We start from the raw sequence: 14050 nt of genomic DNA, 5'->3' as shown, positions 1-14050 counted from the left end.
TGATGATGTTATTTTTTCTGTGTGAAGCTTAGGTGACAGATTAAAGAACAGTTTATGAAATAAATTTCCCGTACTAGGTTTCATCAAAAAACCGTGTAAAAGCTTGATTAGTGGTAGCATTGCCACTACCTAGCAGTATACTGGTGGTAATTCGTCTGAAGGGGATTAGCAATGGAATATAATACGTCTGCATTATGTGATTTATTTGCTGACAGTGTTGATGTGGTAGAACCCATGTTTGTTAGCTTTGGTGGCCGCGCTTCTTTTGGAGGTGAAATTACCACCATCAAATGTTTCGAAGACAAAGGCGTTATTCTCAAAGCGCTGGAAAAGCCTGGGCTAGGAAAAGTATTGCTAATCGACGGCGGTGGCTCTATGCGCCGAGCGTTAATAGATTCTGCCGCAGCGCAAATCGCTTTAGATAACGGCTGGGAAGGTATTATTTGTTATGGCAGTGTGCGCGAGGTCGATGATTTAGAAGAGATTAACGTGGGTGTGCATGCTATCGCCTCTATACCGGTCAGTGCTGACGACCAAGGCGTGGGTGAAGTTGATGTTGCGGTGAATTTTGGTGGCGTGACGTTTTTGCCAGAAGATCATGTGTATGCCGACCGCACAGGGATTATTCTCTCCCCTGAACCTTTAGACGTCGAGTAAGCTCTGAGCGGTCTTATACCAATTCCTTTAAATTTTCGCTAAGTGGCTAATTATTTAATGGCGTTGGTATTAACTGCAAGTTTAAAAAGCAACAGACATAAAAAAAGCCATCATATGATGGCTTTTTTCGTATTTGATGCAGTCGTTAGTAACGAATAAGTTACTTACCTACTAAAACAGAAACGTTGGCGATGCCAGCTTCTTTAGCTTGGTTAATGACTTCAGTTACAACACCGTGCTTCGCTTTAGGGTGAGCTTGAACAGCAGCAGAATCTGTGTTGTTCTCAGCTAAGAAGCTTTGAATGTTCGCTACGATACGGCGGATATCCACTTCACGACTGTTCATCATGATAGTGCCATCTTCGTTAACGCGGATAGCTAGAGATTTAACATTCGTTTTCGGCGGCGGTGAATTTGAGTCTTTTGGACGCAAAACATCTAAACCTTTTTCTTTTACGAAAGAGGTGGTAACAATGAAGAAAATCAACATGATGAACACGATGTCCAACATGGGGGTCATATCTATTGCTGCTTCGTCATCAGAAGAGCCGTGCTTCTTTCTTTTCATCTGTACTTGTCGCCAAATTGTTGAAATTGAATTCGCCTAGTATAAAGGCACTTTTAGTTGAGAGCATCCACTAATTACATAAATTTATGCAATTGTATTAACGAAATTGTATTGTTTTTCACATTAGCGGTATAAAAAACACCCTTAAAGATTCATCAGGTGACAAACCAAAAGAGGTGAATGGCGTTTTTCATACAACAAACTGTTTATTCAAAAAACCGTTTGCTCTCTTTATTGACATATTCCCACGACCAAAACCAAGATAAGAGTGACTCAGATCAACCTGAGGATCTCGCAGATCATTTTTCGGCACGCGCACTATTTGTATCGTAGAACGCTATGTTTTGCAAACCTAGTGCATTTTTTGAGCGCTTGAGGAAATCATAACATTGACTGCTAAGTACTTTTATTCTCTAGCGCCTGACCGAGATAAACAAAGTAATCTAAGAAATGATCCTGCACGTTTTGACGATGTTGGTCCTTAGGGTACACCCCCAACAGTGCTTCTGGACTCTTCTTGGTGCCTTGCACTAGGAATGCGTTACGTATGCCATGATCTTGGATGATCGCTTCAAATGCTCGCGCCGCTAATTCTTGAGGGCGAGCGAAATAATACAATTTCATTTCTTTATCCACTAGGGCGCTGGCCAGTACATATTGATTAGGCTCTTCTTTATCAGGCGATAAAAAAATACTCTCGAAGCACAGGCTCAGCTTTTTGTTGAGCGGGTGGGGATGCATCTCATGATCATCTAACCACAGTTCCGAGGCAAAATTATGCGGCTGACAAACAACAAAAAGTTTGTCGCAAATATAATGGTCGAAAGCGTGAAACCATTCGTGAGCCAAGGACCCGCCACCTGCATTTTTGGCTAATGCAAGGCGTTTAGTTTGTGACTCATAATGGGCGCAACTGTGTTTTCGCCCGCCCGTACCAAACGCTAATGACAAGGTGCCATTTAATGAAATAACCGACTCTGGCACCTGCAAAATATCCATTAAGTCGCAAAAGGCATCAAAAAATAGGTTAGCGGCGATTTGCTGTTCTTCCGGGGTGACCCATTTGCCAATATTTACGGTGCGAAAACCGAAGATTTTTACGATGTCTTGGAAGCTGACGTCGGCGCCGCCTCGATGTTCATCACCATTGCGATAATACGGTCGATGCAGTCTTGATTGGCCAGCTGTGGGGATCACTGATCGTCGTTATCCAGTTCTAGTAGTAATTGTTCTGCCCAGCTATCGATACGCTGCTCAGTTTTATCGTACTGGTTTTCATCATCTAGGGATAACCCAACAAAATGTGAGCCATCTTCGGTTAATCCTTTCGATTCAGTGAATTCATAGCCTTCATTTGGCCAATAACCGATCATTTTGCAGCCTAGTATAATGAGCTCATCGTGAAGCATACCAAGGGCATCTTGGAACCACTGGGCATAACCAAGCTGATCACCTAGGCCAAACAAAGCCACTGTTTTGTTTTCAAGGTTAAGTTGACTGATGTCTTGCCAGCAGGATTCCCAGTCTTCTTGTAGTTCCCCAAAATCCCATGTGGAAATTCCAAAAATCAGCACATCGAACTGTTCTGCTTGGCTAAGCGGTACCTCTTTTATATTGAAAATATCCACTACATGAGCATCAAACAACCGGTTAAATGCGGTTTGAATTTTCTCTGCGGCCATTTCGGTGTAGCAAGTAGTTGAACCGTAAAATAAACCAATTTTAAACGCCGTATCTGACATGGGTACCTTTTAATGCCGCTATTAAGTTGCGCTATTGTCCTTGTTTGCCGTGCAATGGTCTAGGCTTGATGAACTTTCTTCATGCACTTTTACTGCTTTAACTGGGGGGGTTTTAACACTCAGCCGCTGCATAATAGGTGATACTTGCAATCAAGCCATCGGCTAATTGATAAATAGACATAGCGCATTGAGAGGTTGTTATTTCACCGCGAACAATAAATGCTTCTTCTACGACCGCCACGGTGTTACCTAATTCTATGCTGTTCTTAATGCGTGAGCGGGCATTTGGTTGTGCCTCAAAATGCGCCAACATCGCCTGCTGCAATTGCTTTTTATCTGCTGTCTCTACGACTAGCTGGTTGTTAGCCACACCCAGCCATTTTACATCGTCTTTCATATTCAACAGCATGCCATCTATATCATGCTCATTGTAAGCAGCCATAAAACTAGCGATGCGGTCAATGTTAGCTGACTGTTGTTGTGCGATGGTTTGCGCGGTAAACACGCTGAGACAAGAAACTAGGACAATGCCGGAGACGAATAAAGAGGTTATCTTGCGTATTCTAGATTTCATATTGATCGCCCTCAAAGGAACTTCGCTAAAGACTGAGTCGCAGTATTTCACTGTTTGACCTTCTAGAGCAAGATGTGGAGCAAGGCGATTTAATTGCGCAAAAGGGTCGTTAATGTAATGTTTAATATGTAGTATTAATATGATTTTATTCTGTTGGGTGATGTATTGTTAGGGCATGCCTATACGCGCAGCTTCAACTACCGAGGCATACCCATGAATGCGCTGATAACACAGTTTTTTGAATTTCCGTTAAGTAACTATTTTTGAGCGTTTGATATTGGAGCCGCTTTTATGACATATCCTCAATCTTCTACTGTGCCTGATTGGCAAAACCCCGAAGTATTCGCCATTAACAAAGAGCCAGCGCGTAGCTCATTTTATGGCTTTTCAGATGACTCACAGGGGTACGTAGATTCGCCGTTTATGTCTCAAGACTATTTGAGTCTTAATGGTGAATGGGATTTTCATTGGGTGAAGGCACCAAACTTGCGACCATTAGATTTTTACACTCCTGAATTTGACTCCAGTCAGTGGGATAAAATAGCCGTCCCGGGTAATTGGCAGTTGTTGGGCTATGGTGCGGCGAACTACATCAATACAGCGGTGGATTTCGCTAAGCACCCGATTGCAGGTGATGTGCCTGAGGACAATAACCCAGTAGGCTCTTATCGGCGTCACTTTGCCTTGCCTGATAATTGGCAAGATAAGCACGTTTTCGTCTATTTAGGGGCAGTGAAATCGGCGTTTTATATTTGGGTAAATGGCCATAAAGTCGGTTATTCACAAGATTCTAAAACCCCTGCAGAATTTGATATTACCCAGTACGTGCAAGCGGGTGATAACGTGATTGCGCTCGAGGTGTATCGCTGGTCTGACGGTACTTATCTAGAATTACAAGATATGTGGCGTTTATCGGGCATTGAGCGTGACGTGTATGTATATAGTACGCCTAAGGTACGCATACGCGACTTTCATGCTTTGAGCACCCTTGATAACCAATACCTGCATGGGGAGTTTTCATTAGCAGTCAATATTCATTCGCATGTAGGGGGCCAAGAAAGTGCGGGAAAAGACTATCAGTTACAGGCGCACTTATTTGACTCTGATTTGACTCCCGTTTTTGAGCAAACCGTTACATTAGCGAATTGGGAGTCACAATGTACTGACTTGCTTTTGACCGGTACGATAAAAAATGTGGCCAAGTGGAGCGCCGAAACACCGCACTTATATCAACTAAAACTGACCTTGCTTAACGAAAAGCGTGAACCTTTGCAGTACATATACTCCCGCGTTGGTTTTCGAACTAGTGAGTTGAAAAATGGCAATGTGTTGATCAACGGTCAGCCCGTGCTATTCAAAGGGGTTAACCGCCATGATCACGACCCTGTTAAGGGACACGTGATAAGTCGCGATTCCATGCGCCGAGATATGCAGCTGCTCAAGCAGTTTAATATTAATGCGGTACGAACTTCTCATTACCCAAATGATCCTTATTGGTATGCGCTGGCGGACGAATATGGAATGTATCTGGTGGATGAAGCCAATATTGAGTCCCATGGCATAGGCGCAGCGAACCAAGCGATATCGTACGAGCCTAAAGACCATATGGGTAACATGCCTAACTGGAAAGGCGCGTATCTTGATCGAGTCTCCAATATGTACGAGCGAGACAAGAATCACCCGAGTATTGTTATTTGGTCAATCGGCAATGAAACGGGCGATGGGCCGAATATGGAAGCATTATATGATTGGCTGAAAACCAAAACCAGCATGCCCGTGATGTCAGAGCAAGCCCAATTGCGTCGCCATACAGATATGTATAGCCAGATGTATGCGCCCATCCCTGTGCTTGAGCACTACGCGGAGCTCGGCGAAACCCGCCCGCTCATTTTATGCGAGTACGAGCACGCTATGGGTAACTCCATGGGCAACTTAGCTGATTATTGGCGGGTGATTGAGCACTATCCTCTTTTGCAAGGGGGATTTATATGGGATTGGGTAGACCAAACCTTTGCACTGACGTCAGAAGACGGCGCGCCGTACTGGGGATACGGTGGTGACATGGAAGAGCCGGGTATGTATCACGATGGTAACTTCAGTGCTAATGGGGTGATGGCGGCAGACAGAACTCCTAACCCTCATGCATTTGAAGTTCAAGCGGTTTATCAGCACATGAATGTTGAGCGGGTTGATTTCAAAAAGCACACCATCGCCGTTAAAAATAAGCGCTACTTTACTGATTTATCTGACGTCTCGCTGCATTGGCGCATCGAGGAAAACGGCCATGTTGTCCGAAGTGGGGTGATTGAGGAATTGGAGATTCCAGCACAGTCCACTCGTGAGCTTTCTTTGAGTGTGGCTGTAAAACCAACAGCGGGTGCTGAGTACTTCGCTAACTTTGAGTTTGTTAGTCGGTTTGGCAACGACATGATCCCTGCTGGGTTTACTGTGGCACGCAGTCAAATCCCCTTGACGCATTTATCTGAAGCTGTGCATAAATCACAAGACATCACAAAAGAAGCTTGTGCAAAGCACGATACTTTCAGGACTAATGAAACTGATGCCCAACTGCAATGCAGCGGAGATGATTTCTCGATTCAATTTGATTTAGCAACAGGGCTGTTATGTGCCTACCAATTGCAAAACGAATCAATGTTGCTTGAAGCAATCCGCCCTGAATTTTGGCGAGCGCCTACGGACAATGACTTTGGTGAAGGCTTTCCTGAGAAAGCCAAAGATTGGCAGTACGGCGGGCAACATATCGAATTAAGCGCATTTAATTGGCAATCACTAAAGAATGATCAAGGGCAAATTCAGGCTATTGAGGTTTCCACAGAGCACTATTTAACAGACGTACAAAGCCGTTATTTAAGCAAATACACCATTGATGCTGATGGCTGTGTCACCTTTGATATTTGGCTTTATGCTGCACCTCATCAATTTCACAGTGCCTTGCCGCGAATAGGAAGTTTGCTACAAATGCCTAGCCAGTTCGACCAAGTAAGTTGGTTTGGACGCGGCCCGCACGAAAACTATTGGGACCGCAAGACTTCGGCTTTTGTAGGGCGCTACGCTAAATCGGTTGATGAATTGTATTTCCCTTATGTTCGGCCGCAAGAAAATGGTTATCGCAGTGATGTGCGTAGCGTGACCTTCAGTAATGACAATGGACTAGGTTTGACCTTTGATGGATTACCGCAAATCGGTTTTGGCGCACAACGGTATGACGTGCACGAATATGATCAATTCGACAAGCGCGGTTTGCACCCACATGAACTTACAAAACACGATCGCCTGTTTATCAATATTGATTACAAACAGCGTGGTGTGGCAGGTACTGATTCTTGGGGAACTGCGCCATTGTTTAAATACACTTTGCCATGGCGTGATTATCACTATGGATTTATCATGAAGCCGTGTCGAGCATAAAAGACAAAGCTAGTTCAGATTGAACGAGATCAGCATGTTGGCTGATTTTCAACCAATCACTTGTTTTTATTATGAGAACTATTGACCGAGACCCTTTATCTACTTATAAAACATAGCAAAATGGTGAATTCGGAATGTGCATAATGCTTAAGCGTATGGTTTTGGGCCTGGTCATAATGATGTTGGCCGGCTGTGATCAAATACAGCAGGCCCCAGATGTGACGCCTGTTGTACAAGGTAAAAATGCTGGGATCGCCGGTGGAACCATGACCGTAAAAGGGCAATGGATCACTGAGGTCAATGGGGACGTCATGCTTGATCCGCAAACTTCTGGCTTAACGGTATGGAATGACAAACTCATCTCGTTAAGCGATAGAAGTGCAGATGTATCACAGCGTATGCAATTGCATGTTATTTCGCCGGAAACGGCTCAGCTTGCACCCGACACGATGGCGTTTTCGTTAAGTGACAATTTAAAAGACAGTTGCTTTGCCGCCTATATTCAGGGGAATCCTGATTTAGAAGCGCTGGTGGCGGTTCCTGATGAGTCAGGCGTGTTTTTAACCATTACCGAAGATGCCAGTGATCACAAGGGGCTTAGTGGGAAATGCGCCGCACAATTTGGTGATTCAGGCTCGGTGAAATATCCCTTTGTGCTTATTCGCCTAAAAGTACAAGACGATAACTCAGTGACAATGACCCATGCTCGACCTTTAACGTTTGCCACTTCGTTTAATTTGGGTAATTTTCCTAATGACGGCATTGAAGGCTTAGCACTTAGCCGCGATGGACAACTGTATTTCGGCCTTGAAAAAGATGCCGCGGGTCAGGCACGTATCTTTACTACAAGGATTACTGCCGAAACTTGGCTGCAAGAGGGGTTTATCGCTGTCGAAGATACTCAGGTTAAACTGCCTCTCTTTAAACACGGTAATCACCCTATCAATGCACTGGCGATATATGAGCGCGAAGGCAAGGAATATTTATTTGCTGCAGCGCGAAACGATGAGCAGCTCTGGTTAGTCGATCCTGCAGGTCAACTCGAAACGCTGATCATAGACCTAGGCTTTTATGCGCCAGTGGCGCAGCCTGACGAAAAATGCCCGCCGTGGGAGCCTATGGATAATGGTTCAATCGAGGGATTGGCCATCATTGACGAAACATTGTGGATGGTGAATGACCCTTGGAAGAAGGTGTATTTAAACAATATAAGCTGTGACCAAAATAGCGCCAAATTCGAAAAGATGGCGCCTTTACTGTTTAGTCTACCCATTCAAGATGCATGGTTTACCCAAGGCAGGGAAGCCCACTAAACGCTTTTTAAGCGGCTGGCGAATGTTTTCTTAAATTTCGCGAGTTTGGGGGCAACCACCATATTGCAATACTGATTTTGCGGATTATTGCTGAAGTAATCTTGATGATAATCTTCTGCTTGGTGATAGTTATTTAGCTCGATAACTTCGGTCACAACTGGGTCGGGCCAAATTTTCTCGTCGCTAATCTCTTGCAATATTTGTTCTGCTGCCTGTTTTTGTTGCTCATCATGATAGAAAATTGCGCTGCGATACTGAGTACCCACATCATTACCTTGGCGATTTAGTTGTGTAGGGTTATGCAAAGCGAAGAAAATTTCTAACACTTCACGATAGCTTAATTTGTCAGCATCAAAATTGACACGCACCACTTCGGCATGGCCGGTTTCGCCACTACATACAGACTCATAGGTCGGGTTCTGGCTTTGGCCTCCAGCGTAGGCACTGACTGCCAGTTCAACGCCCTCGACTGTATTAAATGCTGATTCTAAACACCAGAAACAGCCGCCGCCTAATGTAGCTTGTTGAATGTTCGCCATGACTTATCTCACTTAATTTTGTAGATCATCTTTATTAATCATTAATGTGGTTACATTGTTCTGCGTGTTCAAGGTCTACTGAGTAAACTATTTTTTTACGGCGCGCGTAATAGAACGTATGCATGGCAAAACATAGCCCACAGGTAATTATTAATTGTAGAGGTGAGCATGGCAATTCGTATTTTCTATGATGGCTTTTGTCCTTTGTGCTTAGCCGAAATGAATAAGCTAAAAGCTTATGACGAAGGGCATAATATTCAGTTTGTAGACATACAGATGGCGAGTTTTTCCAAGGACTATCCAAACGTAAACTGGCATGATTTGAATGCTCGTATTCATGTACAAAAAATGAATGGCGAAATGGTGACAGGACTAGATGCAACTTATCTGGCATGGGATACGGTTGGCAAAGGTTGGTTGTATGGCTGGATGCGCTGGCCGATTATTCGCTGGTTTGCTGATGGGTTCTACGCATTCTTTGCCCGTCATCGGTACACTATCTCCTATCTGCTTACCGGTAAGAAGCGGTGCGAGACCTGTACTGTTCCGGCAACTATGAGAGACGATTTAAAGGGTAAAGGCGAAGATAAATGACAGAAAGATGCAATGCGTTGGTTATTGGTGCGTCGGGCGGACTGGGCCGTGAGGTCTTCAGACAATTACTGGCGTCAGGTAAATACGACACCGTGTACGGTGTTTCGCGTCAGATAACTCAAAAGCCCGATGCTGATATTTCACATTTTGTGAAAGGTGCCAAATTAATCCAGCTCGATTACACCAAAGAGTCAGTGGTGGCTGATTTTTGTCACGGTCTTGCACAGCAAGGACAGTTTACGCGAGTTATTTGTTGTAGCGGGGTGCTACATGGCGTGAGTGATAACGATGTTAGCCTGCACCCAGAGAAACGATTAGAAGAGCTATCAGCCGATACATTAAGTGCGTATTTTGCCACAAACACAGTGCTTCCTGCACTGTGGTTACGATACCTTTTACCTTTATTTAGAGGTTCGTTGCCTGTCGATGTGAGTTTTTTCAGCGCGCGGGTAGGCAGTATTGAAGATAATAACTTAGGTGGCTGGTACGGTTATCGCGCGAGTAAAGCAGCGCTTAATATGTTGATCAAAACTGCTCAGGTAGAATATCAACGGCGTGCTAAAAATGTCACGCTGGTCTGTTATCACCCCGGAACGGTCGACACGCCCTTATCTAAGCCTTTTCAAAGCAACGTTAAACCGGAAAAACTGTTCACCAGCGAATTCAGCGTATCTCGCTTGTTGATGCATTTATCTACTGTTCAACCAGATAGAGGCCCTTATTTCATCGATTGGGACGGCAAAGAGATCCCGTGGTGAGCAGGGCAATTACCTACTTGTAAATATTTTGTGCACCTCAGACGTTTTGCGAATACATCTGAGCGAAGACTTTTCAATTATCTGCTGTTAACATCCGTGCATTATTATAAAAACATATAACAACAATAAAGGATGTCTTTATGGGCGCACCTCGCGAACAGTTTGGCTCTCGTTTAGGTTTTATTCTCGCGGCTGCAGGCTCTGCAGTTGGTATCGGAAATATGGTTGGTTTTCCGGTTGCGGCAACAAAAAACGGTGGTGGTGCTTTTTTGCTAATGTACGCCATTTTCGTCGCATTTATTTGTTTACCTGTGATGTTAGCCGAGATGTCGGTAGGCCGAGCTAGCCGCAAAGATCCGCTTGGGGCATACAATGTATTATCGGGCGGACAGCGTCACTGGAAGATAGCAGGCTGGCTAGCCACGATTACTCCTTTTATGATTGCCATATTCTACTTGGTACTCACGGTGTGGATTTTCGGCTATTTGGTGCAGTGTCTATTGGGTAACCTTGATGTATTGGCTGACCCTAGCACTTTCGGGGTCTTCATTAACGGCTACGAGCTGTTTTACTACATGATCGGTGTGCTGATTATTGTGTACATGATCTTACAGGGTGGGGTGAAACAGGGCATTGAGAAAGCCGCTAAGTTAATGATGCCGACTTTGTTTGTGATGCTAATTGGCTTGGTGGTCTTTGTTTTAACCCTAGACAACGCATTTGAGGGAGTGAAGTACTACCTTATCCCTGACTTCAACAAAATTGATGCTGCTGTGGTCAGTGCTGCTTTATCTCAAGCGTTCTTTTCGCTATCGCTGGGGATGGGGATAATGCTGACGTACGGCTCATATCTTGATAAACACGCCGACGTGCCGGGCTCTGCAAAGCTTGTTGCTTTAATGGATACCGCAGTGGCGTTTATTGCTGGTTTATTGATTTTACCGGCTGTGTTTTCATTTAATCCCAATACCGATACACAAAGTCTAAGCGATTCATCCGTGGGCATGATTTTTACTTTCTTACCGAAAATCTTCTTGGCCTTACAAGGCACTATTGGCTACGCAGGCGCGAGCATTGTCGCTAGCTTGTTTTTCCTGTTAGTGTTTTTTGCTGCAATTACGTCTTTGGTCTCTATTTTTGAAGTGCCGGTTTCAGCCTTGATGGAAGATAAAGGCTATAGCCGTAAAAAGTCACTGGCGATCTTAGGCGGATTACTTGTGGTGATGTCGATTGCAGCCGCCACGTCTTTCGGTATTTCTACTTTCTTCACAGAGTTTCTGACCTACGCAGGCCAAACTAAATCTGTGTTTGATGTGATCATTGATGTGTTCTACGACACGATATTGCCGTTTAATGGTCTGTTAGTGTGCCTGTTTGTAATTTACCGCTGGAAGAAAAGTAACTTGAACACTGAGTTAGATTTAGGTGCGCCACAATTCGCCAATAGCTGGTTCGAAAAATACGTTAACTTTTCTTTGGGTACCTTTATTCCGGTTATTCTGCTCTTGGTCTTTATTAATACCGTGGCGCTTAAATATTTTGGCAATGCGTTAATCGGTTAAGCAAGGCAGCCAAACACGTACTCAATATTTCACTCTTTAAAAGCTATAGCACTCGCCGATTGCGAGTGTTATAGCATGTCGTAAGGACTAGGATAGTTCAGCTGCATATCGAGTTTTCGCAGAGTATATTCTGGGTTGAGTCGCTTTCCTGAGCATGCTTTTTGTTCCTCTGAAAACACCGGTGGTGTTAGCGCTAGCTGCTTTGAAGCCCAGCTGTAATACTCTTTTCGGGTGGGGTGTGCTTGCGCTGACAGATGCAGTATCTCTCCCCATATCTCACGATTAATGATGTGCTCAATAGCGTGGATCACGTCCTGCTGATGGACCAGATTTACTACTTGGCTTGCTCCGCTTAAATCTAATTTACCCGCTAAAAACTTGGCTGGATGCCGTTTTGGGCCAACCAATCCTGCTAGGCGTAATATAGTCGCGGCTTGAGGTATGTTTTGTTGTATAAATTGCTCTATCGCGCAATGGGCGCGCGCCGATTCAGTACTCGGGTTTAGCTGGCTGTTTTCCGTTATTTCCCCTTCAACATCGCCGTAAACAGCACTGGTGCTAATGAAAATAAGCTTAGCGCTTTGTTCAATGCAGGTTTGACGGATGAGGGTAGACATGTCGCTGACAAACTGTTCGCTGGCTTTTGGATTGTTCGCTAGATTTCTGCGCCCAGGAGGAATGTTTATTACGACTATATCACTATGCAGTAGAGGGCTGCCGGCAGCTTTATCTTGTAAAGAGCCGCCTAGAATAAACTGACGGGCTTGAAGACCTTGGGCGCGGATGGTTGCCATGGATGCTTCGCTGCGACAGGTAACTTGAACCTCAGGAGCAGTTTCGTTGGCATTTTCAGAATTTTTGCTTAGCGCGACAGCGAGCGGCTGGCCTAGCCAACCGCCACCAAAAATGGTTATTTTCATAGTGCTCTTTGTTCTTCGTTTTTGTGTTTGCCTTTGCGGCCTAGCCTATACGAATTCGTCTCGAAATATATACCAATTTGGTAAATTTACATTGCGTAGCCTCTTACCTGAAGTACGTCCATGTCTGCAAGTTGCGGTACTTCATTTTGCAGTTTTTCTTCCAAGCGGTCGATGTTGGCTAAACTCGCACAAAGTATCTCGGTGCGAGCTTCTAATGCTTCACCATCTTTATCAAACTTGTTCTCGATATTGTGTGCAAAACTTTCCATGCGTTGCTCAAAGTCATCGACATCGCCACCATTGAACATCAACTCACTGCCAATTGTGATCATGATTTGGCCTATCGAGTGGGCAACAATGGTTTCTATCGCTTGCTCAAACTTTTCTTCAAACCCCTCGCTTAAAAACTGGCCATCGTTAAAGTGGGCTGAATTTAAACGTACTGAACCATCATCGGCATAAAAGCTTTGGTCGAGTTCATGCTTTAGCGCGTTGAGTTGTGCGGTAATGTCCGCTACAACGGAGTTGTTCTCACCGAGTAACTGGGTGAATGTCTCGTTAAGGGCGTAACTTGCGAGCTCGATAGCATCTGATGCGATATTGGCGGCCATGGGAACGGCGGATGCAATGCCGTCGTAAAATTCGTCCAACTGTTGTTGTTGGTCGTCAGAAAGGTGGGTTTGCGTGCCATTGACATAAAGCTGCTTGCTTTGATTGATGACTATCGTATTTTCTTGCTCAGTGGTTAATGTCAGCACTTGGTTTTCTAACTGTAAACCACCGTTAAACTCAACATCACACTGTTGCTCTGCAGCAACCGCACTGCCACCAACCAACATTGCTGTACAAAAAATAAGATTACGCATCGCTTTATTCCTTTTATTTACATTCGGCTTTTTTAAATGGATTGATTAGCATCCTTCTTGGCATCGATACAGCAAAGGCCACGCCAATTTATAAAATACTAATTTAAACAATTAGTTATGTAATTCACCGAACTCTTACTTGCTTGGCATTTGTTATTTTATAAGTGAAAACACTAATAGTTAGGCAATTTCACCAGCCTATGTTTTCTGTCGTAATTTGGTATATAATTCCGCCATTATTGGTGTGGGCTTTTAGATTGATTTTATTATTTTGAGGAAGAGTAATGGGTAATTGGACTGATGCAATCTTGTTTGGTTTTGGTTTGGTGGCGTTTGTATTGGGTGTTACCAGCATTATTATGGGCTTTATTGCCCAGCCAGTTGACCAAGGTGATGTGATGAAATCACGTGTTGAATATGGTTTTTTCGGTGTATCTGGTGTGGTGTTGTTCTTACTATTCTTATACGCATTGACCGTAGGTTAATTACCTACAGTCAATGTAGATTGATACCTAAGGTCAACTTAGG

General features: G+C 44.2%; 14 protein-coding genes. 7 read left to right on the top strand and 7 right to left on the bottom strand.

The features are described from left to right. Positions 1-171: 171 nt before the first annotated feature. The gene (gene rraA, locus AC0VYA_RS20665) at positions 172-657 is read left to right on the top strand and encodes a ribonuclease E activity regulator RraA (protein ID WP_006991623.1); all 486 of its coding nucleotides are present in this window, start codon (positions 172-174) and stop codon (positions 655-657) included. A gap of 160 nt (positions 658-817) precedes the next feature. Here the strand turns inward: rraA and AC0VYA_RS20660 are convergent, their stop codons facing one another. The 4 genes from AC0VYA_RS20660 to AC0VYA_RS20645 form a co-directional block, all read right to left on the bottom strand. Continuing rightward, positions 818-1225 carry an ExbD/TolR family protein gene (locus AC0VYA_RS20660; protein ID WP_011576765.1) on the bottom strand — a complete coding sequence of 136 codons (408 nt, stop codon included), beginning with the start codon at positions 1223-1225 and terminating at the stop codon, positions 818-820. A gap of 396 nt (positions 1226-1621) precedes the next feature. Next, complete coding sequence (locus AC0VYA_RS20655) at positions 1622-2422, bottom strand: CLCA_X family protein (RefSeq protein ID WP_011576764.1); 801 nt, start codon at positions 2420-2422, stop codon at positions 1622-1624. Next, positions 2419-2967 carry a flavodoxin FldB gene (fldB, locus tag AC0VYA_RS20650; protein WP_473476777.1) on the bottom strand — a complete coding sequence of 183 codons (549 nt, stop codon included), beginning with the start codon at positions 2965-2967 and terminating at the stop codon, positions 2419-2421. Before fldB ends, AC0VYA_RS20655 begins: the two co-directional genes overlap by 4 nt. 112 nt (positions 2968-3079) lie before the next feature. Continuing rightward, the gene (locus AC0VYA_RS20645; protein ID WP_011576762.1) at positions 3080-3541 is read right to left on the bottom strand and encodes a nuclear transport factor 2 family protein; all 462 of its coding nucleotides are present in this window, start codon (positions 3539-3541) and stop codon (positions 3080-3082) included. 291 nt (positions 3542-3832) lie between these two features. Between AC0VYA_RS20645 and lacZ the strand changes: the two genes are divergently transcribed. Then, on the top strand, positions 3833-6970 hold the full coding sequence (gene lacZ / locus AC0VYA_RS20640; RefSeq protein ID WP_475489516.1) for a beta-galactosidase, LacZ type: 3138 nt from the start codon (positions 3833-3835) through the stop codon (positions 6968-6970). Between the two features lie 143 nt (positions 6971-7113). Further along, complete coding sequence (locus AC0VYA_RS20635; RefSeq protein WP_475489515.1) at positions 7114-8283, top strand: hypothetical protein; 1170 nt, start codon at positions 7114-7116, stop codon at positions 8281-8283. Here AC0VYA_RS20635 and msrA read toward each other — a convergent pair. Continuing rightward, positions 8280-8822 (bottom strand): peptide-methionine (S)-S-oxide reductase MsrA, encoded by a 543-nt coding sequence (msrA, locus tag AC0VYA_RS20630; RefSeq protein ID WP_011576759.1) that lies wholly within the window; start codon positions 8820-8822, stop codon positions 8280-8282. The two genes, AC0VYA_RS20635 and msrA, sit on opposite strands and share 4 nt — an antisense overlap. Positions 8823-8990: 168 nt before the next feature. Here msrA and AC0VYA_RS20625 point away from each other — a divergent pair, with 168 nt between their 5' ends. The 3 genes from AC0VYA_RS20625 to AC0VYA_RS20615 all read left to right on the top strand — a co-directional run bounded on the left by AC0VYA_RS20625 (position 8991) and on the right by AC0VYA_RS20615 (position 11736). Further along, the gene (locus AC0VYA_RS20625; protein WP_475489514.1) at positions 8991-9416 is read left to right on the top strand and encodes a thiol-disulfide oxidoreductase DCC family protein; all 426 of its coding nucleotides are present in this window, start codon (positions 8991-8993) and stop codon (positions 9414-9416) included. Beyond that, entirely contained in the window at positions 9413-10174 is a 762-nt protein-coding gene (locus tag AC0VYA_RS20620; protein WP_475489513.1) for an SDR family NAD(P)-dependent oxidoreductase, read from the top strand. The genes AC0VYA_RS20625 and AC0VYA_RS20620 overlap by 4 nt, the downstream gene beginning before the upstream one ends. 140 nt (positions 10175-10314) lie before the next feature. Continuing rightward, positions 10315-11736: a sodium-dependent transporter gene (locus tag AC0VYA_RS20615; protein ID WP_475489512.1), complete on the top strand. Its 1422-nt coding sequence runs from the start codon at positions 10315-10317 to the stop codon at positions 11734-11736. A 68-nt stretch (positions 11737-11804) separates the two neighbouring features. On the opposite strand, the gene AC0VYA_RS20610 is transcribed toward AC0VYA_RS20615, so the two are convergent. Then, positions 11805-12656 (bottom strand): sugar nucleotide-binding protein, encoded by an 852-nt coding sequence (locus tag AC0VYA_RS20610; RefSeq protein WP_475489511.1) that lies wholly within the window; start codon positions 12654-12656, stop codon positions 11805-11807. Positions 12657-12742: 86 nt separating this feature from the next. Continuing rightward, complete coding sequence (locus tag AC0VYA_RS20605) at positions 12743-13522, bottom strand: DUF2884 family protein (RefSeq protein WP_475489510.1); 780 nt, start codon at positions 13520-13522, stop codon at positions 12743-12745. Between the two features lie 284 nt (positions 13523-13806). Here AC0VYA_RS20605 and AC0VYA_RS20600 point away from each other — a divergent pair, with 284 nt between their 5' ends. Then, a complete protein-coding gene (locus tag AC0VYA_RS20600; protein ID WP_041714132.1) occupies positions 13807-14007 on the top strand; it encodes a hypothetical protein in 201 nt (66 codons plus the stop codon). Positions 14008-14050: the final 43 nt, after the last annotated feature.

It is taken from the genome of Paraglaciecola sp. QJM3NY_14, assembly GCF_056173245.1.
Note: the sequence above shows the minus strand (reverse complement) of the source record. Positions and strands in the feature narration are given on the sequence as shown.

Coding starts and splice junctions, on each gene's coding strand:
- AC0VYA_RS20600 (WP_041714132.1), top strand. CDS start 13,807: ATGGGTAATTGGACTGATGCAATCTTGTTTGGTTTTGGTTTGGTGGCG.
- rraA (WP_006991623.1), top strand. CDS start 172: ATGGAATATAATACGTCTGCATTATGTGATTTATTTGCTGACAGTGTT.
- AC0VYA_RS20625 (WP_475489514.1), top strand. CDS start 8,991: ATGGCAATTCGTATTTTCTATGATGGCTTTTGTCCTTTGTGCTTAGCC.
- AC0VYA_RS20660 (WP_011576765.1), bottom strand. CDS start 1,225: ATGAAAAGAAAGAAGCACGGCTCTTCTGATGACGAAGCAGCAATAGAT.
- AC0VYA_RS20620 (WP_475489513.1), top strand. CDS start 9,413: ATGACAGAAAGATGCAATGCGTTGGTTATTGGTGCGTCGGGCGGACTG.
- lacZ (WP_475489516.1), top strand. CDS start 3,833: ATGACATATCCTCAATCTTCTACTGTGCCTGATTGGCAAAACCCCGAA.
- msrA (WP_011576759.1), bottom strand. CDS start 8,822: ATGGCGAACATTCAACAAGCTACATTAGGCGGCGGCTGTTTCTGGTGT.
- AC0VYA_RS20635 (WP_475489515.1), top strand. CDS start 7,114: ATGCTTAAGCGTATGGTTTTGGGCCTGGTCATAATGATGTTGGCCGGC.
- AC0VYA_RS20645 (WP_011576762.1), bottom strand. CDS start 3,541: ATGAAATCTAGAATACGCAAGATAACCTCTTTATTCGTCTCCGGCATT.
- AC0VYA_RS20610 (WP_475489511.1), bottom strand. CDS start 12,656: ATGAAAATAACCATTTTTGGTGGCGGTTGGCTAGGCCAGCCGCTCGCT.
- fldB (WP_473476777.1), bottom strand. CDS start 2,967: ATGTCAGATACGGCGTTTAAAATTGGTTTATTTTACGGTTCAACTACT.
- AC0VYA_RS20605 (WP_475489510.1), bottom strand. CDS start 13,522: ATGCGTAATCTTATTTTTTGTACAGCAATGTTGGTTGGTGGCAGTGCG.
- AC0VYA_RS20615 (WP_475489512.1), top strand. CDS start 10,315: ATGGGCGCACCTCGCGAACAGTTTGGCTCTCGTTTAGGTTTTATTCTC.